This window comes from Sphingopyxis sp. HIX (assembly GCF_001468285.1).
Classification (GTDB): domain Bacteria; phylum Pseudomonadota; class Alphaproteobacteria; order Sphingomonadales; family Sphingomonadaceae; genus Sphingopyxis.
In genome coordinates this window covers 18,469-42,819 of the sequence record NZ_LNSB01000021.1, presented here as the reverse complement: position 1 = coordinate 42,819, position 24,351 = coordinate 18,469, and the positions used below count along the sequence as shown (strand labels likewise).

The following is a 24,351-nucleotide window of genomic DNA, read 5'->3' as shown; positions in this document are numbered from 1 at the left end:
GCGAAACGAACAGAGAGCTGCCCTGTGGCTACAGCTCCGGCCCGCCCTCGGTTACCGTCCAGGTCTGACCCTTCTTGAGCAGGCTCTGCAGGTCGGCTTTCTTGCCCTCGGATGCCGCTTTGTTCTGGCGCCAGACGTCGGCTTCGAAGGTCGGGCGGGGGTCGTCGTAGAGGACGCCGAGGGCCATGGGAAATTCGCCGAATCGCATTTCGACGAGCATGTGCGCGACGCTGCGGTTGGTGACGTCGTGGACGATCACACCCGCCGACTGCCAGTCGCCATCGACCACATCGACGACCTTGAGGTGGAGCTCCTCATTGTCGAGCGCGATGCCCTTGGTGCCCTTCGCGAACAGCATCGGCTCGCCATTCTCGAGCCAGAGCTGGCGGTCCTCGGCGCCCTTGGGGGCGGCGAAATCCTCGAACACGTCCTTGTTGTAGACGATGCAGTTCTGGAAGATCTCGATGAAGGCCGCGCCCTTGTGGGCATGCGCCGCCTTGAGCACGTCGGGCAGCTTCTTCGACACGTCGAAGCCGCGCGCGACGAAGCGCGCGCCGGCGCCGAGCGCGAAGGCGGCGGGCTGTGCGGGGCGATCGACCGAGCCATAGGGCGTCGACGGGCTCGAGGTGCCGACGCGGCTGGTCGGCGAATATTGGCCCTTGGTCAGCCCGTAGATCTCGTTGTTGAACAGCATGATCTGGCAATCGAGATTGCGGCGGATCAGGTGCATCGTGTGGTTGCCCCCGATCGACAACCCGTCGCCGTCGCCGGTAACGATCCAGATGTCGAGCCCCGGATTGGCGAGCTTCAACCCCGTCGCAAAGGCCGGCGCGCGGCCGTGGATCGTGTGGAAGCCATAGGTTTCCATATAATAGGGGAAGCGCGACGAGCAGCCGATGCCGCTGATGAACACGGTGTTCTCGGGCGCGGTGCCGATTTCGGGCATGGTGCGCTGCACCGCCTTGAGGATCGCATAGTCGCCGCAGCCGGGGCACCAGCGGACTTCCTGATCGGTTTCCCAATCCTTGAGCGTCGTTTGGCGCGCGATGGTGGTCATCTCGTTCATGCGAGCGCTCCTTCGATCGCGGCTTCGATTTCGGCGATGGTGAAGGGCTGGCCCGACACCTTGTTCACGGGCTTGGCGTCCACCAGATACTGGTCGCGCAGCACGGTCTTCAATTGGCCGGTGTTCATTTCGGGCACGATCACCTTGTCATAGCTCTTCAAGAGCTCGCCGAGGTTGGCGGGCAGCGGCCAGATGTGGCGGATGTGGACATGGCTGACGTCCCGGCCCTCGGCGCGCTTGCGGCGCACGGCCTGGTGGATCGGGCCGAAGGTCGAGCCCCAGCCGACCACCGCGAGCTTGCCGCCTTCGGCGCCGAGTTCGACGACCTGGTCGGGGACCTTGATGCCGTCGATCTTGTCCTTGCGGATGTCGGTCATCGCCTGGTGGTTCGCGGGCGCATAGTTGATGTGGCCGGTGTCGACTTCCTTCTCGATCCCGCCGATGCGGTGGAGCAGGCCGGGGGTGCCGGGCTTGACCCACGGGCGCGCGAGCTTTTCGTCGCGGCCATAAGGCTTGAAGCCGCCCTCGGGCACTTCGGTCAGGAACTGGACCGGGAAATCCTCATAGGTTGCGAGGTCGGGCACCGCCCAGGGTTCGGCGGCGTTGGCGATATAACCGTCGGTCAGCAGCATCACCGGCGTCATGTACTGGACCGCGATACGCACCGCCTCGATCGCGCATTCGAACGCGTCGCCGGGCGAGCGCGCCGAGATGACGGGCATGGGGGCGTCGCCGTTGCGGCCATAGACCGCCTGATAGAGGTCCGACTGTTCGGTCTTGGTAGGAAGGCCCGTCGAGGGGCCGCCGCGCTGCGAATTGACGATGACGAGCGGCAGCTCGGTCATGATCGCGAGGCCCATCGCCTCGCCCTTCAGCGCGATGCCGGGGCCCGACGAGCTGGTCACGCCGAGCGAACCGCCGTAGCTGGCGCCGATCGCCGAGCAGATGGCGGCGATTTCGTCCTCGGCCTGGAAGGTCGTGACGTCATATTCCTTGAGCCGCGACAGATGATGCAGGATCGCCGACGCCGGGGTGATCGGATAGCCGCCGAAGAACATCGGCAGCTTCGCAAGCTGCGCGCCCGCGACGAGGCCGAGCGCGATGCCCTCGGCGCCGGTGAGCGTGCGGTAGAGGCCCGGCGCGACGGGCGCGGGGTCGACATGATGCTGCTTGAGCGGGCCCGCGAGCTCGGCGGTCTCGCCATAGGCGTGGCCGGCGTTGAGCGCCGCGACGTTGGCGGCGGCGAGGTTCGGGTCCTTGGCGAATTTCGCCTCGAGCCAGTCGATCAGCGGCTGGCGGTCGCGGTCGAACATCCAGAGCGAAAGCCCCAGCGTCCACATATTCTTGCAGCGCAACGCTTCCTTGTTGCCGAGGCCGAAGGGCTTGACCGCGTCCATGGTGAGCTGGCTGATATTGAGCTTGAGCAGCTGCCATTTGGCAAGGCTGCCGTCGTCGAGCGGGTTCGCGTCATACTTTGCCTTGGCGAGGTTGCGGTCGTTGAACTCGCCCTCGTCGGCGATGATCAGGCCGCCCTGCTTCAACTGCGGAACATTGGTCTTGAGCGCCGCAGGGTTCATCGCGACGAGCACGTCGGGCGCGTCGCCCGCGGTCTCGATCGCCGAGGAGCCGAAATTGATCTGGAAGGCCGAGACGCCGAACAGCGTGCCCTGCGGCGCGCGAATCTCCGCCGGGAAGTCGGGGAAGGTCGCGAAATCGTTGCCCGCGAGCGCCGACGAGAGGGTGAACTGACCGCCGGTCAGCTGCATCCCGTCGCCGCTGTCGCCGGCAAATCGAACCACCACTGCATCGGAAAGGGGGGACTGCCGATCGTCGGCCCGGTCCTCTACCGCACTCGCCATTTTTTATCTCTGCCTTTGAATCTTGCGAACCTGTGACATCGGCCTAGGCCTCTACGGCACGGGCCGCAATTCAGAAAAAATTGTGCGCCGCAAAGCGAATGGCCGTGGTCGGTTTCGATTCGCGATTGAATTTGCACCGGCAATGCCGAATAGCTGGCGGCAAAGATCGATCAGGGAGAGACTGAGATGACCGACGGCCCCACCCATTATACGCGCGCCGATGTCGCGGGCTTCCTTGCCTTCCTCAACGCGCAGGAAGGGCCGAAGATGGAGGAGCTGCCGCCCGAGGGCGCGCGCGAGATGTTCCGGGTGATGGCGCAGATGGCCGACAGCCCGCGCGGCGAGGTCGCCAAGGTCGAGGACCGCACCATTCCCGGGCCCGCGGGCGAAATTCCCGTGCGGCTCTACGACACGCGGCCCGACCGCGAGGTGGGGCCGGTGCTGGTCTTCTATCATGGCGGCGGCTGGGTGATCGGCGACCTCGACACGCACGACGGCTGGTGCGCCGAGGCGGCGCGGCAGCTCGACATGCCGGTGGTCGCGGTCGACTATAGGCTGGCGCCCGAACACCCCTTCCCCGCCGCGCCCGAGGATTGCGAGGCGGCGACGCGCTGGGTGGCGGACAATATTCCGTGCACCGGGCTGGTGCTGGCGGGCGAGAGCGCGGGCGGCAACCTCACCATCGCGACCGCGCTGACCCTGCGCGACAGGCCGGCGTCGAAGCCGGTGCTCGCGATCCACCCCATCTATCCCGCGGTGACGACGCACGACGACTGGCAGAGCTATCGCGATTTCGGCGAGGGGCATCTGCTGACGCAGGGCAGCATGACCTGGTTCGGCAATCATTATGCCGCCGACCCCGCCGACTATCGCGCCTCGCCGCTCGATTTTCCGGCGGAAGGCCTGCCGCCGACGGTCCTGACGACCGCGGGGCTCGACCCGCTGCGCGACCAGGGGCGCGCCTATGCGGCGAAGCTGGTCGCGGCGGGGGTGACCACGGTCTATCGCGAGGGCGCGGGCACGATCCACGGCTATATCAATCTGTCGCAGGCGATCCCGAGCGCGAAGGACGATATCCGCGGCGCGCTGACCGTCTTGAAAGCGCTCGTGACCGAAGCTACCGGCACGGCATGATCGATCACAGCAAACTCTCCTATCGCCCCTGCGCGGGCGTGATGCTCGCCAATCGCGACGGGCGCATCTTCGTCGGCCAGCGGCTCGATACGAAGAGCGAGGCGTGGCAGATGCCGCAGGGCGGGATCGACCCCGGCGAGGATGCCGAGATGGCCGCGATCCGCGAGCTGGGCGAAGAGACGGGCGTGCACGGCGGGCTGGTCGAGATCATCGCGCGCAGCAAGGAAGAGTATTTCTACGACCTGCCCGACCATCTGATCGGCAAGATGTGGGGCGGCAAATATCGCGGCCAGCGCCAGCACTGGTTCCTGATGCGCTTCATGGGCGACGACAGCGACGTCAATATCGCGACCAAGCACCAGGAATTCCGGGCGTGGAAATGGGCCGAACTGAACGAGATCGAGAAACTGATCGTGCCGTTCAAGCGCGCGCTCTACCGCGGGCTGGTCGAGGAGTTCGGGCCTTTGGTCTGATCGCGTAGCGCGAGCGCGGTCCGGAAGACATCGGCGAACATGGCGGGCGTGAGGCGGCCGGTGTTCGTGTTGTAGCGCGAACAATGATAGCTGTCGACGAGATCGCGGCCGTCGGGGAGCCGGTGCACGGCGCCATGCGCAAAGGGAAAGGCCGCGAGGCGGCCGCCCGCGGCGCGGACCGCGGCGTCGTGGGCGATCTTGCCGAGGGCGATCACCACGCGAACCTTGGGGAGCGCGGCCACCTGCGTTTCGAAAAACGGGCGGCAGGCGGCGATTTCCTGCGGCGTAGGTTTGTTCTGCGGCGGGAGGCATTTGACGCTGTTGACGATGATCGCGCCGTCGAGGGTGAGGCCATCGTCGATGCGCGCATCATACACGCCGCGGCTCAGCCCGAATTGGGCGAGCGTCGCGAAGAGCAGGTCGCCGGCATAATCGCCGGTAAAGGGCCGCCCGGTGCGGTTGGCGCCATGCTTGCCCGGGGCGAGTCCCGCGAGTGCGAGCCAGGCGCCGGGGTCGCCGAAAGCGTAGACCGGCGCGTTCCACCAGTCGGGATATTCGGCACGGCAAGCCTCGCGAAAGGCGACGAGCCGCGGACAGCGCGGGCAATCGCGCGGCGGCTCGGTGCCGGGCAAGGGGCTGTCAATCTGCATCGTGCTGGGTTAGGCGCGGAGGCATGTCCGACGCAACGCCCCTGCCGCTTTACGCCATCGGCCTCGGCTCGAACCGGCGCCATGCGCGTTTCGGCGACCCGCGGTCGGTGCTGATGGCGGCGCTCGCGGCGCTCGAAGGCGAGGATATCGAGCCCGTCGACGCCAGCCCGATCATCGCGAGCGATCCCGTCGGCCCCTCGCGGCGGCGCTATGCCAATGCGGTCGCGCTCGTTGCCTCGCCGCTGCCACCGCCGGAAATGCTCGAGCGGCTGCAGGCGATCGAGGCCGATTTCGGCCGCCGCACCGGCCAGCGCTGGAGCGCGCGGACGCTGGACCTCGACATCCTGCTCTGGTCGGGCGGCGCGTGGAGCGATGCCGCGCTGACGATCCCGCACCCGGCGATGGCCGAGCGCGCCTTCGTTCTCGGCCCGCTGCGCGCGGTCGCGCCCGAATGGCCGCACCCGCTGCTCGGCCGCAGCGTCCGCCAACTCGCCGCGCGGCTGGTGCGGGCAAAGCCGGTTGACCGCCGCGCGTCGGCGCACTAGGGCGACGGCTCACTTCGCGGCAGCCACTGCGCCGCCGCGTCGGGGCCCTTAGCTCAGTCGGTAGAGCAACTGACTTTTAATCAGTAGGTCGCTGGTTCGAACCCAGCAGGGCTCACCATCATTCAATATTGTACCATCGACTAACCTGCATCAATGCAGCCCTCTCCCGCGCGCGATATGCCGTCCGGACGACCCACGGGGGGAGAGTCGTCTCCTTTCAGACAAACTGGCGGCCTTTCGGGGTCGCCATTTTTTGCAAGGCCCCGCGCGCGCGCCAATATTGGCCGGCTATTCGCGCAAAGCGGGACATCGCCCTTCCCTGCTTCCGATTGCGCTTTCGGGCGCTTCACCGTATCACGCCGCTGAAAGCGTGGAGTTTGTTCGTTCGATGGTTCGGATGCGGTTACCCAGGAATTCCGAACTGGCCGATGCGCTGCGCTCGCTCCGCGGGCCGTTGCTGGTCGTCGGCGGGCTGAGCGCCTTCATCAACATCCTCGCGCTCGCCAGCTCGATCTTCCTGATGATGGTATACGACCGCGTGCTGCCGAGCGGCAGCGGCGCGACCTTGTTCGGGCTGTTCATACTGTTCGGGCTCGCCTTCGTCTTTCACGGCGTGCTCGACGTGTCGCGTGCGCAGATGCTCGTCGATATCGGGCGCGCCTTCGGCGACCGGCTGTCGCCGCGCGTCGAGCAGCTGCAATGGCAGTTCGCGATCGCGCCGCCCCCAGGCAAGCCGCGCCCGACGCAGGACCTCGACCAGATCCGGGGCTTCATGTCGGGCACCGGCCCCGCGGCGTTCATCGACCTGCCGTGGGTGATATTCTTCCTCGCGGTGCTGTTCCTGCTGCACCCCTGGCTCGGCATCGCGACGCTGGCGGGCATCGTCGTGCTCGCGCTGCTGACCTGGCACACCGAGCGCTCGGTCGCCAAGAATATGGCGCTGCTCGAGCCGCTGCGTTACGCGCGCGGGCAGGACCAGGAAATGAGCTTCCAGAATGCCGCGGCGCTCAAAGGGCTCGGCATGACCGGGACGCTGTCGGCGCGGCTGCGGGCGAGCGACGGCGCGTTCCAGGACGAGAGCAACCGCATCAGCCGTATCGTCGCGCGCGCGGGCGGCACCGGGCGCATCTTTCGCATCTTCCTGCAGTCGGCAGTGCTCAGCGTCGGCGCGCTGCTGGTGATCGACGGCAAGGCGTCGGGCGGGATCATCTTTGCAAGCTCGATCCTCGCGGGCCGCGCGCTGGCGCCCATCGACCAGGCGATCGCGCAGTGGCGCGGCTTCGTCGCGATGCGGCAGAGCTGGGTCCGGCTCGACGAGATGCTGGCGAACAATGCGGTCAAGAACGAGAAGCCGGTGCGGCTGCCGCGCCCGGCGAAGCAGATGCAGGTCGACCGGCTGACGCTGGTCCCCGCGGGCAGCGACCGGATCGCGGTCGCCGATATCGCCTTCGAGGCGCAGGCGGGCGACGTCATCGGGATCATCGGGCCGAGCGGATCGGGCAAATCGTCGCTGCTGCGCGGGCTGGCCGGAGTGTGGCCGCCGGTGCGCGGCGGGATCCGCCTCGACGGCGCGGCGCTCGACCAGTGGGATGCCGACGAGTTGGGCAGCTATCTCGGCTATTTGCCGCAGGAGGTCGGGCTGTTGGCGGGCAGCGTGGCGGCGAATATCGGGCGCTTCTCGCCCACCGCGGGATCGGACGCCATCCTCGCGGCGGCGCAGCAGGCGGGGGTGCACGAGTTGATCGTGTCGCTGCCCGGGGGATACGAGACCGAGATCGGGTCGGGCGGGCATAATCTGTCGGCGGGGCAGCGCCAGCGCGTCGCGCTCGCGCGTGCGCTCTATGGCGATCCGTTCGTGCTGCTGCTCGACGAGCCCAATTCGAACCTCGACCCCGAGGGCGAGGCGGCGCTGGCGGGCGCGATCAAGCGCGCGCAGGCGCGCGGCGCGATCACCCTGATCGTCACGCACCAGACGCGCATCCTGAGCTCGACGAACAAGCTGCTGGTGCTGCGCGACGGCAAGGTTGCCGCCTGGGGCCCGCGCGACAAGGTGCTCGCCGCGCTGGCGCAGAACGCCAAGCAGGCGCCGCGCGACGGCGGGCTGAAGGCGGTCAACTGAGCCCGTCATGACCGACATCGCCGACCAGCCCCTGGGGACAGAAGCTCCCACGACGCCCGATGTCGCCGCCGCGCTGCGGACGCGCATGCGGCGTGCGCTGTGGCTGATGGGCGGGATCGTCGCGGCGCTGCTCGCGATCTCGACGATCGTCCAGATCGACGGCGCGGTGGTCGGCAGCGGCGCGCTGTCGGTGCAGTCGCGGGTCAAGACGATCTCGCACCCGACCGGCGGCATTTTGTCGCGCCTGCTGGTCCGCGACGGCGACCGCGTGCGCGAGAATGACGTGATCATGGAATTCGCGACCGACGTGTCGGGGCCGAGTTCGGAGCTGAGCAACCAGTCGCTCGGCCAGCTGCTCGCGCGGCAGGCGCGGCTCGACGCCGAGCGGTCGGGCAGTTCGCAGCTGCGCTGGCCCGCGGGTTTCCCGCCGCCCGCCGATGCCGAATCGCAGACCGCGCTGGCGCAGGAGCGGCGATTGCTGCAGCTCCGCGCGACCGAGATGGTGAGCAATCGCCGCCTGCTCGACGAGCGGATTTCGCAGTTCAACCAGCTCAACCAGAGCTACCGCGTGCAGATCGATTCGGCGCGGCGCCAGCTCGAGATCATCCAGCCCGAACTCGCCGGGCTGCGCGCGCTGTACGAAAAGCGGCTGGTGACCGTGAACCGGCTCAACCAGCTCGAGCGGCAGGCGGTCGAGCTGGAAGGCTCGATCGGCGCGCTCGAGGCGAATATCGCGCAGACCAACGCGCGCATTTCCGAGGTGCGCGAGCAGAAACTGACGATCGAACAGTCGCGCCGCGCCGAGGCGGGCGCCGAGCTGGCGCAGGTCGCGGCGGCAATCGCCGACCAGCGCATCCGCATCGCCGACGCCGACGACCGCTTCGCGCGGTCGGTGGTGCGTGCGCCGGCATCGGGGGTGATCGAGAAACTGGGCTTCACGACGATCGGCAGCGCGGTACCCGGCGGCCAGCCGATCGCGCAGGTCGTGCCCGACAAGGACGCGCTGATCGTCGAGGCGAGCGTGCGGCCGTCGGACATCGACCAGCTGAAGGTCGGGCAGCCGGCGCGGGTGATGTTCCCGACGCTCGAACAGAATGTGACGCCGGAATTGGCGGGCAAACTCGTCTATCTCGCCGCCGACGCGTCGGACGACGGCAAGGGCGGGCCGCCCTATTTCCGGATCCGCGTCGAGCTGGCGCCGACGACGGTCGAGCTGCCAATCCAGCGCCAGCTGCGCGCGGGACTGCCCGCCGAGGTGTTCCTGCGCACCGGGAGCCGGTCGCTGATGTCCTATCTGCTGAAGCCGCTGCTCGACCAGATCAACCACGCCTTCCGGCAGTGATCCGCCGCGGTCAGCGCGCGCCGCGGCGGCGCAGCAGCGTTTCGACCTTTTCGATATCGGCGGGGTAATTGACGTCGCCATAGCCGCCAACGGCGGGCTCGACTTCCACCAGCGCGATCGGCTGGCCGTTTTCGAGGAAACGCAGCTGCTCGAGGCTTTCGGCGACCTCGAGCGGACCGGGCGGCCATGCGGCATAACGGGCGAGCGCGGCGGGCTCATAGGCGTAGAGGCCGACGTGCAGCCGCCAGTCGGCCTCCGGCCCCCAGGGGATGGGCGATCGCGAGAAATAGAGCGCGTTCGCGGCGCGGTCGGCGACGACGAACACCCCCGAGGGCCGCCCCGCGGCGATCTCGGCGGAAAGATGCGCGCGCATGGCGGGGGAGCAGCGCATGAAGGGGGTGAGGACCGGGCCCGCGCCTTTGCGCCACGCGGCGATCAGCGCCTCGACATGCGCGCGTGCGACCGCGGGGGAATCGCCCTGCCAGTCGATTACCAGCGCGGGCGGCGCGTCGAGCGCGGCCATCGCCTCGGCACAGCGTTCGGTGCCGTTGCGCGCCATGGTGGAGGTCATGACGCAGCGTGCGCCGAAACCCGCCGCGGCCTCGGCGATCGCCGCGTCGTCGGTCGCGATCATAACATCGGCGAGGTCGCCAAGCGCGTTGGCCGCGCGCCAGCTATGCTCGATCAGCGGCCGCGCGACGCCGTCGGCACCGCGGAGCGGCGCGAGAAGCTTGCCGGGAAAGCGCTGCGAGGCGAAGCGCGCCGGGATGACGATCGCTATGTCGCGGGCAGCGGCGCTCACTTTTCGGGGTGGCCCGCCTGCAGCATGTCCTGGATGTTGAGCAGGCCGGCGAGCGTGCGGCCGTCGTCGGCGACGACGGGCAGCACCGCGATGCGATGGCCGCGCATGATCGCGAAAGCGTCGTGCTGGTCGGCATCGTCGCCGACCTTGACCGGATCGGCGGTCATGAGCCCAGAGGCGCGGCTTGCGGTTCCGCCCAGAAACTGGCGGCGGATATCGCCGTCGGTGACGATGCCGAGCAAGAGCCCGTCGCCGTCGACGACGACGCAGGCGCCCGCGCCGGTGCGCGATGCCTCGGCGATGACCTGCTCGACCGGGGCGTCGGGCCCGACCGTCGGCAGATCCTCGCCCGTCAGCATCAGTTCGCACACCGAGCGGAAGCGGCGGCCGATGCGGCCAGCCGGGTGCAGGCGCGCGAACTGGTTGCGGCTGAAGGCGATCTCGCGCGCGACGAGCATGGTCAGCGCGTCGCCGACCGCGATGCTGGAAATCGTCGAGGAAAAGGGCGCGATGCCGAAGTCGCACGCAGTGTCGAGCGCGGGGATGGCGACGACATGGTCGCACGAGGCGGGCACGACCTCGTCGGGCACCGCGGTGATCGCGACGGTCGCGGCGCCGATCGAGCGCGCGTGGCGCGTGACGTAGAGCAATTCGCTCGACGCGCCCGATATGGTGATCGCGATGACGATGTCATCGGCGCGCACCATGCCGAGGTCGCCGTGCAGCGCGTCGGCACCGTGCATGAAGGTCGCGGCGACGTCGCGCGCGGCGAGGCTCGCGGCGATCTTGCGCGCCGCGATGCCCGACTTGCCGATGCCGGTGAGGATCACGCGCCCGCGGCAGTCGGCGATGCGGATCGCCAGCTTGAGCAGCCCGTCGTCGAGGCTGGCGAGCAATTGCTCGAGCGCGTCGATGTGCGAGCGCAGCACTTTTTTCGCCGGCGACAGCATGTCGTGCGGATCGGCCGCACCCTCAAGGGTCGCGTTGTGGGGCATCGTCCGAGGGAAACTAGGCAAAGCCGAAATTGTTGCCGGTCTGATAATGATGCATCCAGTGATCGGGGTTCCAGTCGATCGCCGGCGCCGACGCGTCGGGCATGGCGTCGGCGAGTTCGATCGCTGCGCTCTTCGCCGTGTCGCCGAAGCTTTCGGTCTTGGGCGTGGCCGCCGTCAGGATGAAATCGCCCTGCGTCAGCTGGCTCATCGTGACGTTGTGGAGGACGATGAAATCGCCGTTGCCGAGGTTGATCGCGCCATTGGCACCGACTTGGCTGAAGCCCGCCTGGACCGCGGCGAAATTCGCGAAGCCGAACGCCGACAGGTCGATCTTGTCGGTGCCGCGCGCGAAATCGCCGATCACGTCGCCGCCGGTGCCGCGCTCGAAGACGAAAGTGTCCGCCCCGCCCTCGCCGAAGAGCACGTCACTGCCCGCCTTGCCGTTGAGCTTGTCGTTACCCAGCCCGCCCAGAAGGTAATTGCCGATGGCATTACCGGTGAGCTGGTTCGCGAGTTCGTTGCCGACGCCGAAGGGGGTGTTGCCTTCCAACACGAGGTTTTCGGTATGGGCATAGAGATAATAGCCCGCGCCGTTGATGTTCGCATAGACGGTGTCGGTGCCGCCGCCGGCAGCCTCGAAGGTCAGGTCGTCGGGGGTGTCGACATAATAGCTGTCGTTGCCTGCGCCGCCGTCGATCAGGTCGTAGTCGCCGAGGCCGCTGTTGGCGTAGAGCATATCGTCGCCGGTCCCGCCGACCAATATGTCGGTGTGGAAACCTGTGCCGCCAATCAGCGTGTCATCGCCTTCCTCGCCATAGAGCGCGTCGGCATCAGCGCCGCCGTCGAGCATGTCGCCGCCGCCGCCGCCGACCAGATAGTCGATCCCGGCGTCGCCGAACAGCTGATCGACCCCGATTTCGCCGAAGAGATTGTCGACACCCGCACCGCCGCGAATGACGTCATTCCCCAGGCCGCCGATCAGCAGGTTCGATCCGGCATTGCCGGTCAGCACATTGTCGAGACCGTTGCCGACACCGAAAATGTCGCCCGCGCCGGTCGCAAGGGTAAGGTTCTCGATATTGGCGTAGAGATAGTAGCCGACCGATGCGGTCACCGTATCGACGCCGTCGTTCAACAGTTCGAACGCCAGATCGTCCTGCCGTTCGACGATATAATTGTCGTCACCCGACCCGCCGTAGAGGAGGTCCGCGCTGGCTCCGCCGGTCAGCGTATCGTTGCCGTTGCCGCCGATCAGCGTATCGACGCCGGTACCGCCGATCAGCTGGTCATTGCCCCATCCGCCATCGAGACGCGATCCGAGCAGGATGTTCCCGCTGGCGGGCGTACGCGCGTTGGCCGTCACGTTGAGCGTATAGGAACTTCCGGCGAACACGCTGGCCGGGCCGGTCTCGGAAAAGGTCGAAACACGGATATAATAGGTCTGCGTGGCCGGATTCTGCGGGAGCGTGAAGGTCAGGAAGCTGTCGTAGATATTTGCCGATCCCGGATCGAGACCGCCCTCGCCGTCGTCGTTGCTGGCGAGTACATTGCCCTGGCTGTCCAGCAGTTCGACGATCGAATCCATCCGGAAGCTGTTGTCGATGTCGATGGTAACGGTCGACGGACCCGACACGTTCGCCACGCTGAACCGATAGTGATCGGCGACGCTGCTACCCTCGGCCTGGATAGAAACCGAATAGTTGGATCCCGACCCACGGAAAAGGCCGTCGAGGTTATAGGCCGTAGCGCGCGAAGAGATGATGGCGGTTGCCGTCTTGACGAAGAGTTGAGTCCCGTTTGCGATATCGCGGCCGTTGATCGCCGTCAGGATGTCGTCGCCATTGCCGCCGATCGCATTTTCGATCGACACCAGCGTATCGGTCCCGTCGCCGGTCGAGGTCCCGGCCTGCAGATTGACCGTCACGCCGGTCGTCATATGCGAATAGACGATCGTATCCCAGCCATCGCCCCCGTTCAGGTTGTTGTTCGCGCTGTTACCGACGATACGGTCGTTGCCGCTGCCGCCGATCGCATTTTCGATCACAGCGCCATTGGCGATGGTGAAGCCGCCGAGCACGCCGCCATTGCGCGACACGAAACCGCCGCCGCCCTCTTCGTTGCGCAGGGTCGCTGCGCGCAGGTCTATGATTGCATTGGCCTGGCTACCCTGCGCCGAGATGGTGTCGGTGCCGCTGACGTCCCAGATCGTGACCCATCCCGTGCCGGCCTGGTTGAGCGTCGGCATGGTGTAGGTCGTGTTACCCGCGCCCGTCGTCGTGTTCGCGCCATAGAGATATTGCACCGCCGCGATATCGAAGGCGCCCGGCCCCATCTGCCAGCCATAATTGGCCGACGGCGAGCGGCCGACATCCTCATAGCCATCATTATAGGTCATCGTCGTGAAGATGCCCTGGTTCAACCCGAAGGGACCGGTCTCGAAGGCATCGTTCAGGCCGGGGAAACTGTCGTCGCCCGGCTCGTCAGCGTGCGGGTGCAACAGGCCGAGCCCATGCCCGAGCTCGTGCACGAAGGTCAGGAAGCTGAGCCCGCCGGGCTGGTTGCTGGCGGCGGTGAAATAGGAAATCGTCGTATTGAACTCGCCGACCATGTCGCCGGTCGTGGGCAGGGTGTGCTGGCCCAGCACGCCGTTCGGCAGCGTGGTGCTGAGGCGGCCGACGAAGTCGTAGCCGGCGCGGCTGCCCGTTCCGTCATAGGCGACCGTCGCCGCCTGGAACTGAATGTTGGCGACCGCCGACCAGCTGGCGAGCGCGGCGGCATAGGCGCTGGCGGCGCCGTTGGCGGCCCAGGCGGCACCCCCGTTCAGGCCGGTATCGCCGGGATTGCCCTGCAGCGCATAGACGACCGTGGTGCCGGGGCGGAAAGCGACGCCGTAGACGAGCGTGTCGATGAAGACATTGCCGCTTTCGCTGACGGTCTGGAGGCGGGAGGGAAGAACCATGGTCGATCCTGTCAGCTAAAAGAAGGCGTTGCTACAGCTATGCCGCAAGTCATCGTCAGAACCAAGCGAGATGGTCGAAAGACGAACCGAAGCGCGACGAAGCGAAGCCGTCTACGAAATCCGGCCCGCCCTGCGGCGAAACGAAATCATGATCCTGTATGGCGGCGAGTTTCGGTACCGCGGGCGGGACCGGGGTCAGGATGAAATCGTCGACGGTGAGCTCGTTCATCGTCACATTGTGGAGGACGATCAGGTTTCCGCCGCCGAGGTCGATCGCGCCGTCGGCGCCGACCTGGCGGAAGTTCATCCGCAGCGATTCGAATATGGCCGCGGCGCCGGGGTTGTTCGAGGCGGCATAGGCCGACAGGTCGATCCGGTCCGAGCCGCGCTGGAAGTCGCCGATGACATCGGCGCCATTATTCCGCCCGAAGACGAAGATATCGGCGCCGGCTTCGCCGAACAGCACGTCGTTCCCGCCCATGCCGCTGAGCGTGTCGTTGCCCCCGCCGCCGAGCAGGTAATTATTCGCGGCGTTCCCCGTGATCCGGTTGTCGAGCGCATTGCCGACGCCGAAGGGGGTATTGCCCTCGAGCACCAGATTTTCGGTGTTGGCATAAAGATAATAGCCGGCGCCGGTGATATTGGCATAGACGGTGTCGGTTCCGCCGCCGACCGCCTCGAAAGTCAGGTCGTCGGGCGTATCGACATAATAATGGTCGTCGCCGGCGCCGCCGTCCATCAAATCATAGTCGCCGAGCCCTGAATTGCCGCGCAATATGTCGCTGCCCGCGCCGCCGACGAGGATGTCGGTGACGAAACCGTCGCCGCCGATCAGCGTGTCGTCGCCGTCCTCGCCATAGAGCGAGTCGGCGTCGGCACCGCCATCGAGGACGTCGTTGCCGATCCCGCCGACCAGATAGTCGATCCCGGCGTCGCCGAACAGATGATCGGCGCCGCTTTCGCCGAACAGGCTGTCGACCCCGCCGCCGCCGCGCAGCACATCCTCGCCGCCGCCGCCGAGCAGCAGGTTCGATCCCTCGTTGCCCCTGATCATGTTGCCGAGCGCGTTGCCGACCCCGAACAGGTCGCCCGCCCCCGCCGCGAGTTCGAGATGCTCGACATTCGCGAACAGATAATGGCTGGCCGAGGCGATGACGCTGTCGACGCCCTCGTCGGCATTTTCGAAGATCAGGTCGGCGCTGTCGTCGACGCGGTAGCTGTCGTTGTTCTGCCCGCCGTACATGCGGTCGGCGCCGATGCCGCCGTCGATGACATCGCTGCCGAGCCCGCCGGTGAGTATGTCGTTGCCGGCGTCGCCGAAGATATTGTCGGATCCGCCGCGGCCGTCGATGGTGTCGTCGCCTTCGCCGCCGTGGAGATCGTTGGAGACATTGTCGCCGGTGATGCTGTCGGCGAAGCGGCTGCCGACCGCATTTTCGATCGAGTTCAAGGCATCGACATTGTTCGCGAAATCGGTCGCGTAGTTCGACAGGAGCGAGATGGTGACCGCGCTGGCGGCGTCGTCGTAGCTGACGGTGTCGATCCCGGAGCCGCCGAACAGGCTGTCGCGCCCGGCGCCGCCGGCGAGCAGGTCGTTGCCCGCCCCGCCCTCGACATAGTCGTTCCCCGCGCCGCTGCGCAGTTCGTCGTCGCCGTCGCCGCCGTAGAACTGGTCGCGGAAACCGGAGCCGATCAGGACGTCGCGCGCCGTGCCGCCGAAGATGGGCAGGCTCGATTCGCCCGCCTGGCCCGCCAGATTGACCATATTGCCCGCATTGGGGAGGATCAGGCCGGTGATGACCTCGATATTGCGGATGGTGCCGGTGAACAGCGTCACGCCGGTCGCGGTCGCGAGGTCGGCGATATCGAGGGTGACGCCCGCGGTGGCATTGGCGAGGTTGAGGAACAGGCTGTCGATCCCCTCGCCGCCGTCGACGGTGTCGCCGCGTCCCGCCGACAGCACGTCGTCGCCGCCCTCGCCGTACAGCGCATCGCGGAAGGTATCGGTGATTGCGGGGTCATAATCCTCGCCCGCGGCGAAGATGGAGTCGCTCCCGTCGCCGCCGCGCAACGTGTCCGCGCCGGATCCGCCCAGCAGCCTGTCGCCCCCGTCTCCGCCGACGAGCAGGTCGTTGCCGTCGCGGCCGTCGAGGGTGAGCCCCGAGAAGGGGGAGATCGCGGCGCTTGAAATACCGGTGATCTGGTCGTTGCCCTGGCTGCCGATGATCGTGCTGAGCCCGGTGATCGAGCGGATCGTGCCGGTGCCATTGGCGACCGTCCCGCCCGTCGTCAGCGGTCGAAAATCGATTCGCACGCCTGTGGCGGAGCCCTGGAGATTGAGGCTGAGCGTGTTTTCGCCGCCGGCGCCGCCGTCGACGCTGTCATTGAAACCGGCCCAGAACAACTCGGCCCCGGGGCCGCCGATCAGCGTATCGGCCTCGGCCAGCGTGTCGAGATTCTCGAAGCCGTTGTAGAGATGCGACGCCATGAGCGCGCTGGTGCCGATCGAGGTCAGCGTATCGGCGCCTGCACCGCCCACGAGCGTGTCGTGCCCGCCCCGGCCCAACAGCGTGTCGTCGCCGTCGCCGCCATCGAGAAAGTCGTTGCCGATACCGCCCATCAGACGATCGTTGCCGAGCCCGCCCGACAGCATGCCGCCGGCGTTGTTGCCGCTTATGATGTTGGCCAGTTCGTTCCCGATGCCGTCGAGCCTGCTGTTACCGGTCAGCACCAGATTCTCGATCCCCGCGCCGAGGGTGTAGGTGATGCTGGCCTCGACGGTATCGAAGCCCGCGCTGTCGATCACCTGGTCGCCCTCGCGGTCGACGATATAGACGTCGTCGCCGCTGCCGCCGATCATCACGTCGATGCCGGCGCCGCCATCGAGCCGGTCGTTGCCCGCGCCGCCCTCGATCCGGTCATCGCCCCCGCCGCCGGCGAGCCGGTTGTTGCCGGCGTTGCCGAGGATGAGGTTCGCGAGTTCGTTGCCCGACAGCGCGAGCGGCGTCGTCGCGGCGAGATCGGCGGCGGCGATGGTTTCGACCGCCGAACCGGCGCCGAGGTGGAAATCGACCGTAGCGTTGACGCGGTCGTTGCCCTGAAAGGCGCGTTCGGTCACCGTGTCGCCGAGATGGTCGACCAGATAGATGTCGTCACCCTTGCCCCCGTCGAGCGCATCGGCGCCCGTGGTGCCGTTCACGATATCGTCGCGCACGCTGAGATCGATGTAGGTCACCTGGCCCGAACTCGGATCGCGATAGACCAAATGCTTGTCATCGGGGCTGATGTGGAGTTGCGCGCCCCGGGTGCCATTCCCGCTGTTCCAGACGCTGACGTCGACCTGGAAACGGTCGATGACGGTAAAGCCGGTCGTTTCCAGCGCGATGATCTCACCGCTGTCGACCGCATGAATATACAGGATGGAACCGGTGGAATCGAATGCCAAAGCATCCACGAATTCGGCCATACCCTCGATCGTTCGCACCGCGCCGACCGCAAGATCGTAGACATTGATCGCCGAACGCGTGCTGAATTGGGCGATCAGCCCCCGCGCGTCGCTGATCGCTTGGATACCGAAATTGAAGCCGTTGAAGACGCCCGGCTGATAATTATTGCCATTTGCCACGATCTGATCGGTCGCACCGTCATAAACGGCCAAGGGGCCATTGCTGATACCCGATGTGGCGACGAGGATGTAGCGGCCGGATTCCGTCAAATAAGCGGGGCCGCCGAATTCGGGCAGCGGTAGATCGGCAAAAGCACCCGTGGAAAAGTCGAGAGTTCGCGCAACGCCGCTACTCGCTGCAGGAGGAACGTTGAACGTAACGATCGCATGCGTGCCATCGGTCGTTTCGATATCGAATGCCACCAATCCCGAGGGAACGGCATAATTGGTCACAGCCCCTGTCGCCGTGGCGACGCGGTGGACGATGGCGCCGTTGGCCGCCAGCATCAGCAGGAAAGCGCCATCTTCGGACACGCTCATCGCGCCAAGGCTGCCGCCCACCGACCAGGATTGGAGCTGATTGCCGGTCGCCGCATCGAACACCACCACCGTGCCGTTCTGCCGGGCAACGTAGATACGCGAGCCGTCGGGACTGAACGCGATGTCGGATGCCCCGCTCACCACCAACTGGGTCAGTTCCACGCTATCGTCTGCCGCCATGTCCGCTCCCCCCATGCGGTCGCCCGCATTCCCCTGTCCTCAAAATGCCCGCCCGCGCCGGTTCAGGCGAAACCCAGATGAAAGTCCGTCCGATAGTGCGGCATCCAGTGATCGGGCAGCCAGTCGAGCGCCGGGCCCCCCGCGTCGACCGCCGACGCCTCGGCGATCTTCGCCGCTTCGGCGAGATCCTCGATCTTCGGCGCCGAGGCCGTCAGGATGAAATCGCCCTGCGCCAGCTGGCTCATCGTGACATTGTGGAGCACGATGAAGTCGCCGTTGCCGAGGTTGATCGCGCCATTGGCGCCGACCTGGCTGAAGCCCGCCTGGACCGCGGCGAAATTCGCGAAGCCGAACGCCGACAGGTCGATCTTGTCGGTGCCGCGCGCAAAATCGCCGATCACGTCGCCGCCGGTGCCGCGCTCGAAGACGAAAGTGTCCGCCCCGCCCTCGCCGAAGAGCACGTCATTGCCCGCCTTGCCATTCAGCGTGTCGTTACCTGCGCCGCCGAGCAGGTAATTGCCGATCGCGTTGCCGGTGAGCCGGTTCGCGAGCTCATTGCCGACGCCGAAGGGCGTATTGCCCTCGAGTATCAGGTTCTCGACATTGGCGTAGAGATAATAGCCCGCGCCGTTGATGTTGGCATAGACGGTGTCGGTGCCGCCGCCCGCAGCCTCGAAGGTCAGGTCGTCGGGGGTGTCGACATAATAAGTGTCGTTGCCCGCGCCGCCGTCCATCAGGTCATAGTCGCCGAGGCCGGAATTGCCGCGAAGAATGTCATTGCCGATCCCGCCGACGAGGATGTCGGTGAAGAAACCCGTGCCGCCGATCAGCGTGTCGTCGCCGTCCTCGCCATAGAGCGCATCGGCATCGGCGCCGCCGTCGAGGATGTCGTTGCCGATCCCGCCGACGAGATAATCGACCCCGGCCTCGCCGAACAGCTGGTCGGCCCCGCTTTCGCCGAACAGGCTGTCGACGCCGCCACCGCCGCGGATGACGTCGTCGCCGCCGCCGCCGAGCAGCAGGTTCGACCCGGCGTTGCCGATGATGGTGTTCGCCAGCGCATTGCCGACGCCGAAGTTGCCGGCCGAACCGGACAATATGAGGTTTTCGATATTGTCGAAGAGATAATAGCTGGCCGACGCGGTGACGCTGTCGTTGCCTTCGCCCTGGCTTTCGTAGAGAAGGATGTTCTGGGTATCGACGACATATATGTCGTTCCCCACGCCGCCGAACACCCCGCCCTGCTGCGTCCCGCCAATGTTTTCGAACCGATCGTCACCGTCGCCGAGATAGACGCTTCCGACGATGGAACCGCGGTTGGTCAGGGTGTCGCCCGCGCTGCCCAACCGCACTTCACCGGCGATCTGACCTGTGGCGCTATTATCGAGGACGACCCAGCCACCCGGCGCCTGTTCGACGAAAACGGCGGTCGGCCCAGCGATCGCCCCGCTGTTCGTGATGTGGGTGCCGGCGAAGTGGCTCGCCAGAATATGCAGGGCCCGGCCCGAGCCGGTGCCGGGGGACGTCAGCGATGCGTAAATCTGCCCACTGTTCCCGAACTCGGCCACGCCGGAGAGATAGAGCGCCATCACATCGCTAGAGCCCCGCGCCTCGATCAGCCCGGCGTTGCGGCCCGTGCTCTGATGGGTGCCCGTATAATAGCCCCCGACCGACGTGCCGTTGCCGGTCGAGGCGACGATGCGGCCTTCGTTGATAAAATCGTCGCCCTGCCTCGTGAAACTATCGGTCACCTGGACGCCGACGACCCCGCCGCCCACCGACTCAACAACGATCGACCCGTAATTCGCCAGCGCGCCGTGCGCATTGGCAGCATAACCGCGCCCGCCGCCTGCACCATCGTCGATGATCGACACCGTTCCATGGTTGATGAAGACCGAAAGATTCTCGATCACCAGACCGGCCTGCCGGATCAGGCCATGGTTGGTGATGGTCAGATCGCTGCCAAAGCTGAAAATGCGGGACGAACTCCAGATTTCGTCGCGATCGATGACCATATCGGAGGTGATGGTCACCGATATATTCTCGAAGATGTTGGAACTGGGATCGATATCCGGGTCCGATGCCAAATCGGGCGCCGGCGCCCCGCCCGCGACGGGCTGAATGCCTATGCGGTCGGCCGGAACGGTCGAGGTGATCGTGACGTCGACGCCGGCCTGGACCCAGAGCACGCGGCCGTTGCCAGCCGAATAGACGGCAAAGAGCGTCCCGTCGAAGTCGCGCTCCGAAACGAAAGTCCAATTCCCGGTCAGGACAAGATCGCTGCCGGGCGCGCCGAAAATCTGCAGGAGGTTGTTCAGCGGGCCGAAATCCCCGGCAGCGATCGTCGCGGCGCGGCCGGCGACGAGTTCCACTTCATCGATCGACAGGACGCGGCCGCTGTTGACGATCGACATAATGTCGACGGTGCCAGCGAGGCCCGGGAGCACCAGCCGGTCCTTGCCGCCCTCGCCGTCGATTAGGGCAAAGCCGAGGTCGCCGAGTTCGATGCGGTCGTTGCCCGCACCTCCATAGACCTTGTCGCCGCCGGACGTGATCAGCAGGTCGTCGTCATACTCGCCGTACAGGCTATCATTGCCCGCGCCCCCGACGATCCGGTCATTGCCCACCCCGCCGACGAGCAGGTCGTTGCCGTCGCCGCCGGAAAGCTGGTCCGAACCGCGGCCACCGACGACGCGATCGTTGCCCGTGGACCCGAGAAATTCGTCGTTGCCCCAACCCATGTCGGCATAACCCGTCCACACGCCGGCGCGGGTGTCGAAATGATCATGGCCTTCGCCACCGAAGAAATCGCCGGTCCACTGCCCCGCATTCACCAGCCGGTCGTTGCCCAGGTCGAGTTCGATATCGCCGAATATCCGGCCCGTGGCCGAATTTTCGACAACTTCGTCCGCGGGGCTGTAGGGCCATGTCGCCGATCCGCCGCGAATGGCGACGTCGGCGCGGATCAAGCCGTTGTTCACGATCTGCATATGCTCGACGCCAAGATGCGCCGCTGCGATGCCGACCGAGGGGTTTCCGCCCGGATGGGACGCCGCCTCGATCCGGCCGTCGTTCAATATCTCGGGCCCGTCATGCTCGGCCGGCACCCGGCCCCGGCCGAAATTGACGGCGGTCGCATTCGATCCTTCGACGAGGATTTCGCCGCCGGCCCGGTTGTGCAGCATCCCGCCATTGACCGCCTTGATGCCGACCGCGCTCGATGCATTGACCTCGCCGTCGGGCGACGACCAGGCGGCAATGAGGCCCGAATTGATGAAGGTCGGCCATCCCCAATGATCGACCGCCGTGGCTTGCCCGCCGCGCGATGCGGCATAGATCGTCCCGGTGTTTTCCAGCAGGCTGCCGCGCGCGCCCACCGTGACGGCCACGGCGTTGCCGATGTCGATTTCGGCGCCGATGGTGCCCGAATTCACGATCCGGTCGATGTAGAAACCGACGATGGTGCCCGACACATTGGCCGAGGAATAGGCCCAGACCGTGCCGGCGTTGACGATGTCGTACACCCACTGGTCATTGGACCAATAGAAGCGGATGTCATCGCCGCGATAATAGCGGATTTCGCCATTCGCGACAGTCAGACCGCCTGCGAAATCCACTTCCTCGGTAAAGCCCGGGCTGGTCGTGGGGCGGTTGATCGTGGGGATGATCGACATCGTTGAAAACCCTGTCCTAGCTCATAAATCTGACGGAGGTGCACGTTCGGCGGTCACCGCCGGAACACCAGCATATGATCGATATTGTGCGGCATCGCGAAGATGTCCTCGCGCGCGATCGGGCGGATGCCTTCGACCGGGTGCACGATCTCGAGCGAGAAGCCGTAGGCGAGGACCTCGTCGAGGAAGCCGCGCGGGTCGTCGTAGCGCTGGACGGTGAATTCCATGAAGATCGTCAGCGGGCGCTGCTGCTTCAGGATGCCGGTCATGCCGTGCCAGACCTGCTGCTCGAAACCCTCGACGTCGATCTTGATGAATTCGGCGGCGAGCGCGTGCTCGATCGTGTCGAGGCGGCGCACGGGCACGACGGTTTCGGACGTGGTGTTGCCCGACCGTCCGGCTCCAGGCAGCAGGATGCGGCCCCCGCCGGGCGAGCTGTCCTGCACCTCGAGCCGCAGTTCGGATTCGCCCGCGCCGAGCGCGAGGCGGTGGAGGTCGGTGAAGCCCGCGAAGCCGTTCACCTGCAGGCTCTTGTCGAGCAGCCCCGCGAGCAGCGGGTTGGGCTCGAACGACAGGACGCGGCCCTCGGGGCCGGTGAGGTCGGCGAGGAGCAGCGTGAAATAGCCGAGATTGGCGCCGACATCGAGCACGACCGACCCGCGCCGGACGCTGCGCATCATCGCCTCGGTCACCCACATTTCCCAGAAGCCGTCCATCATCAGATGGCTGGCGATGCCGATGTCGCGGGTGTCGACGAACATCTTGTAGCGCCCGAGCACGCGGCACAGCGCATCATGGTCGCCGAGATAGTGCGAGCGGCAGAGCCCGCGAATATCGGCTTCGTTGTCGGAACGCGGGTAGCTCAGCAGCCGCCAGATGTCATAATATTCGGCCGCGGCCATAAACCCCTCTTATCCTGCCCTTTATCGGACAATAGCTGTCGATACTAGCGTCAATTGTTCCAGGCTCGTGGCATTGCGACGAGCCGTGCGAAGAGGCTCCGCAAGGCCGAACGCGGCGGCGCGGCGGCGAGCGCCGCGAGCAGATGCTCGGGCGAACAGGGCAGCCCGCGGTCCGGATCGACGTAGAGCGCATAAAGGATCAGCGTCGCGGCGACCAGTTGTTCGAGCGTCAGCGGCCGCCCCCGCCGCTCGAAACCGAGGCTGTCGCGCGTGAGGCCCCAGCCGGCGTAGAAGGGGCGGCCGTGGACCACGACCTGCTTGCCGCGGAGCAGCGCCTCGAAGCCCAGCAGCGACGAGCGGACATGCACCACATCGACCTGTTCGAGCAGGTCGCTGGTGTCGCCGTCGGTCACGATCAGGTCGACGTTCGCGGCGATCTCCGGCGCGCGCCATTCGCCGCGACGCAGCCCGGCGACGACGTCGGGGTGCGGCTTGTAGACGATCGTGGCGCCGGGGTCCTGCGCGCGGACCATCGCGGCGATCGCGGCGAAGTCCATCGCGCCGCCGCCCGCGGTGATCGAGAGGTCGTCGGCGACCTGCCCGGCGATCAGGATCCGCGGCGGCCCCTCGGGCAAGCTCACCGCCGCGCCGCGAAGATTATATTTGGTCGTGCCGTGCGCGCAGATCGCGGCGATCAGGTCGGCGGCGCGCTTGAGCAGGCGGTCGTCGAATTCGGCGTGCTGCAGCAGATGCTCGAGATCGCTCGGCCGGTCGGGGTCGTAATAGATGCCGCGGCGATCGACTATGATCGAGCAGGGCTGGACGAGCGCGGCGCCGAGCCCCGCCGAGCGGATAAAGCCGTCCTCGATGCGGGACACGCGTTCGCGGCCATAAGCCGCCTCCAGCGCGGGGAGGTCGGCGCGCGAGGGCCAGGCGGCGACGGCTCCAGGCGTGGCTGGACGCGAGCGAAATACCGCATCGGGCGATCCCAGGAGGAACTGGCGAATGCGGCGGCGTTTCCAGTGCGATATGCCGAACAGGGCATCAATGCCGCGCGTTCGCTCGACCGTGGCTCGCCAGAGCGCGAGATAGGCGAGCAGGTCGCCGAGCGGCCATGGGCTGCCGTCATAGGGCGAATAGGCGCGATAGTCGCGGCACAGCTTGGCGATCACCCGCTGTGCGTGTCCCTCTACCGGTTGCTGCGATCCATCGGCTTCGACTTGGATCAGCGGTTTTCCAGCGAGCGCCGCGAGCGTGGCGAAGGTCTCGCCGGGGGTGTCGCAATAGACGCGGGTCACGCGATCGAGCAGCGGCCAGGGGTCGGCCTGGCCGTCGAAGCGGATCGCTGCGGCATCCGATGGGTGGGGGCAGACGAGGAGGACCGAAGCCCCTCCCCCGGCTGCTTCTATCAGACGCGGCAGGCGCGTGGGGTCGGTGCAGGTTACAGCGACCAGCGCGTCGTCACGTTTGCCCAGCCATGTCCGGATATCCGGCGGCAACGGCTGCCAGAAATAGCCGCCGATCCGCCCTTCGACGATCGCCGCAATCGTAGCGTCGACCTCGTTGTCGGAGGGCATCGGAGGGCCGGTCGCCTCTTGCCGCAGCAACCCCTTGTGAAAGCGATGCGGCGGGATCGGCAGGAAGGGTGGCGCGGACATCGCTCGCC

General features: G+C 66.6%; 15 protein-coding genes and 1 tRNA gene. 6 read left to right on the top strand and 10 right to left on the bottom strand.

The window, feature by feature from the left end; all coding sequences use genetic code 11:
• Window positions 1-28: 28 nt before the first annotated feature.
• The gene (locus tag ATE62_RS11560; RefSeq protein ID WP_058808520.1) at window positions 29-1,066 is read right to left on the bottom strand and encodes a 2-oxoacid:ferredoxin oxidoreductase subunit beta; all 1,038 of its coding nucleotides are present in this window, start codon (window positions 1,064-1,066) and stop codon (window positions 29-31) included.
• Window positions 1,063-2,925 (bottom strand): 2-oxoacid:acceptor oxidoreductase subunit alpha, encoded by a 1,863-nt coding sequence (locus tag ATE62_RS11555; protein WP_058808521.1) that lies wholly within the window; start codon window positions 2,923-2,925, stop codon window positions 1,063-1,065. The genes ATE62_RS11560 and ATE62_RS11555 overlap by 4 nt, the downstream gene beginning before the upstream one ends.
• Before the next feature lie 186 nt (window positions 2,926-3,111).
• Here ATE62_RS11555 and ATE62_RS11550 point away from each other — a divergent pair, with 186 nt between their 5' ends.
• Both ATE62_RS11550 and ATE62_RS11545 read left to right on the top strand, forming a co-directional pair.
• On the top strand, window positions 3,112-4,059 hold the full coding sequence (locus tag ATE62_RS11550) for an alpha/beta hydrolase (RefSeq protein ID WP_058808522.1): 948 nt from the start codon (window positions 3,112-3,114) through the stop codon (window positions 4,057-4,059).
• Entirely contained in the window at window positions 4,056-4,532 is a 477-nt protein-coding gene (locus tag ATE62_RS11545; RefSeq protein ID WP_058808523.1) for an RNA pyrophosphohydrolase, read from the top strand. The genes ATE62_RS11550 and ATE62_RS11545 overlap by 4 nt, the downstream gene beginning before the upstream one ends.
• Here ATE62_RS11545 and ATE62_RS11540 read toward each other — a convergent pair.
• Entirely contained in the window at window positions 4,493-5,182 is a 690-nt protein-coding gene (locus ATE62_RS11540) for a uracil-DNA glycosylase (RefSeq protein WP_058808524.1), read from the bottom strand. The two genes, ATE62_RS11545 and ATE62_RS11540, sit on opposite strands and share 40 nt — an antisense overlap.
• A gap of 23 nt (window positions 5,183-5,205) precedes the next feature.
• On the opposite strand from ATE62_RS11540, the gene folK reads away from it, so the two are divergent.
• The 4 genes from folK (at window position 5,206) to ATE62_RS11520 (ending at window position 9,188) form a co-directional block, all read left to right on the top strand.
• Complete coding sequence (folK, locus tag ATE62_RS11535) at window positions 5,206-5,727, top strand: 2-amino-4-hydroxy-6-hydroxymethyldihydropteridine diphosphokinase (protein WP_058808525.1); 522 nt, start codon at window positions 5,206-5,208, stop codon at window positions 5,725-5,727.
• A gap of 42 nt (window positions 5,728-5,769) precedes the next feature.
• Window positions 5,770-5,845: transfer RNA gene (locus ATE62_RS11530), tRNA-Lys, on the top strand.
• 279 nt (window positions 5,846-6,124) lie between these two features.
• On the top strand, window positions 6,125-7,846 hold the full coding sequence (locus tag ATE62_RS11525; RefSeq protein ID WP_197411688.1) for a type I secretion system permease/ATPase: 1,722 nt from the start codon (window positions 6,125-6,127) through the stop codon (window positions 7,844-7,846).
• A 7-nt stretch (window positions 7,847-7,853) separates the two neighbouring features.
• Window positions 7,854-9,188, top strand: a complete 1,335-nt coding sequence (locus tag ATE62_RS11520; protein WP_058808527.1) for an HlyD family type I secretion periplasmic adaptor subunit — start codon at window positions 7,854-7,856, stop codon at window positions 9,186-9,188.
• Between the two features lie 10 nt (window positions 9,189-9,198).
• Here the strand turns inward: ATE62_RS11520 and kdsB are convergent, their stop codons facing one another.
• The 7 genes from kdsB to ATE62_RS11485 form a co-directional block, all read right to left on the bottom strand.
• Window positions 9,199-9,990, bottom strand: coding sequence for a 3-deoxy-manno-octulosonate cytidylyltransferase (gene kdsB, locus ATE62_RS11515; protein ID WP_058808528.1), 792 nt, complete (start codon window positions 9,988-9,990; stop codon window positions 9,199-9,201).
• Window positions 9,987-10,985 (bottom strand): SIS domain-containing protein, encoded by a 999-nt coding sequence (locus ATE62_RS11510; RefSeq protein WP_058808529.1) that lies wholly within the window; start codon window positions 10,983-10,985, stop codon window positions 9,987-9,989. The genes kdsB and ATE62_RS11510 overlap by 4 nt, the downstream gene beginning before the upstream one ends.
• 13 nt (window positions 10,986-10,998) lie before the next feature.
• Complete coding sequence (locus ATE62_RS24025) at window positions 10,999-13,944, bottom strand: M10 family metallopeptidase C-terminal domain-containing protein (protein ID WP_058808530.1); 2,946 nt, start codon at window positions 13,942-13,944, stop codon at window positions 10,999-11,001.
• A gap of 55 nt (window positions 13,945-13,999) precedes the next feature.
• Complete coding sequence (locus ATE62_RS11500) at window positions 14,000-18,109, bottom strand: hypothetical protein (protein ID WP_058808531.1); 4,110 nt, start codon at window positions 18,107-18,109, stop codon at window positions 14,000-14,002.
• Window positions 18,110-18,171: 62 nt separating this feature from the next.
• On the bottom strand, window positions 18,172-21,783 hold the full coding sequence (locus ATE62_RS11495; protein WP_058808532.1) for a calcium-binding protein: 3,612 nt from the start codon (window positions 21,781-21,783) through the stop codon (window positions 18,172-18,174).
• Between the two features lie 53 nt (window positions 21,784-21,836).
• Complete coding sequence (locus ATE62_RS11490; protein WP_058808533.1) at window positions 21,837-22,685, bottom strand: FkbM family methyltransferase; 849 nt, start codon at window positions 22,683-22,685, stop codon at window positions 21,837-21,839.
• A gap of 50 nt (window positions 22,686-22,735) precedes the next feature.
• Complete coding sequence (locus ATE62_RS11485; protein WP_156420567.1) at window positions 22,736-24,262, bottom strand: capsular polysaccharide export protein, LipB/KpsS family; 1,527 nt, start codon at window positions 24,260-24,262, stop codon at window positions 22,736-22,738.
• Between the last annotated feature and the right edge of the window lie 89 nt (window positions 24,263-24,351).

Coding starts and splice junctions, on each gene's coding strand:
- ATE62_RS11490 (WP_058808533.1), bottom strand. CDS start 22,685: ATGGCCGCGGCCGAATATTATGACATCTGGCGGCTGCTGAGCTACCCG.
- ATE62_RS11560 (WP_058808520.1), bottom strand. CDS start 1,066: ATGAACGAGATGACCACCATCGCGCGCCAAACGACGCTCAAGGATTGG.
- ATE62_RS11555 (WP_058808521.1), bottom strand. CDS start 2,925: ATGGCGAGTGCGGTAGAGGACCGGGCCGACGATCGGCAGTCCCCCCTT.
- ATE62_RS11550 (WP_058808522.1), top strand. CDS start 3,112: ATGACCGACGGCCCCACCCATTATACGCGCGCCGATGTCGCGGGCTTC.
- ATE62_RS11520 (WP_058808527.1), top strand. CDS start 7,854: ATGACCGACATCGCCGACCAGCCCCTGGGGACAGAAGCTCCCACGACG.
- ATE62_RS11495 (WP_058808532.1), bottom strand. CDS start 21,783: ATGTCGATCATCCCCACGATCAACCGCCCCACGACCAGCCCGGGCTTT.
- folK (WP_058808525.1), top strand. CDS start 5,206: ATGTCCGACGCAACGCCCCTGCCGCTTTACGCCATCGGCCTCGGCTCG.
- ATE62_RS11545 (WP_058808523.1), top strand. CDS start 4,056: ATGATCGATCACAGCAAACTCTCCTATCGCCCCTGCGCGGGCGTGATG.
- ATE62_RS24025 (WP_058808530.1), bottom strand. CDS start 13,944: ATGGTTCTTCCCTCCCGCCTCCAGACCGTCAGCGAAAGCGGCAATGTC.
- ATE62_RS11525 (WP_197411688.1), top strand. CDS start 6,125: ATGCGGTTACCCAGGAATTCCGAACTGGCCGATGCGCTGCGCTCGCTC.
- ATE62_RS11540 (WP_058808524.1), bottom strand. CDS start 5,182: ATGCAGATTGACAGCCCCTTGCCCGGCACCGAGCCGCCGCGCGATTGC.
- ATE62_RS11500 (WP_058808531.1), bottom strand. CDS start 18,109: ATGGCGGCAGACGATAGCGTGGAACTGACCCAGTTGGTGGTGAGCGGG.
- ATE62_RS11485 (WP_156420567.1), bottom strand. CDS start 24,262: ATGCCCTCCGACAACGAGGTCGACGCTACGATTGCGGCGATCGTCGAA.
- ATE62_RS11510 (WP_058808529.1), bottom strand. CDS start 10,985: ATGCCCCACAACGCGACCCTTGAGGGTGCGGCCGATCCGCACGACATG.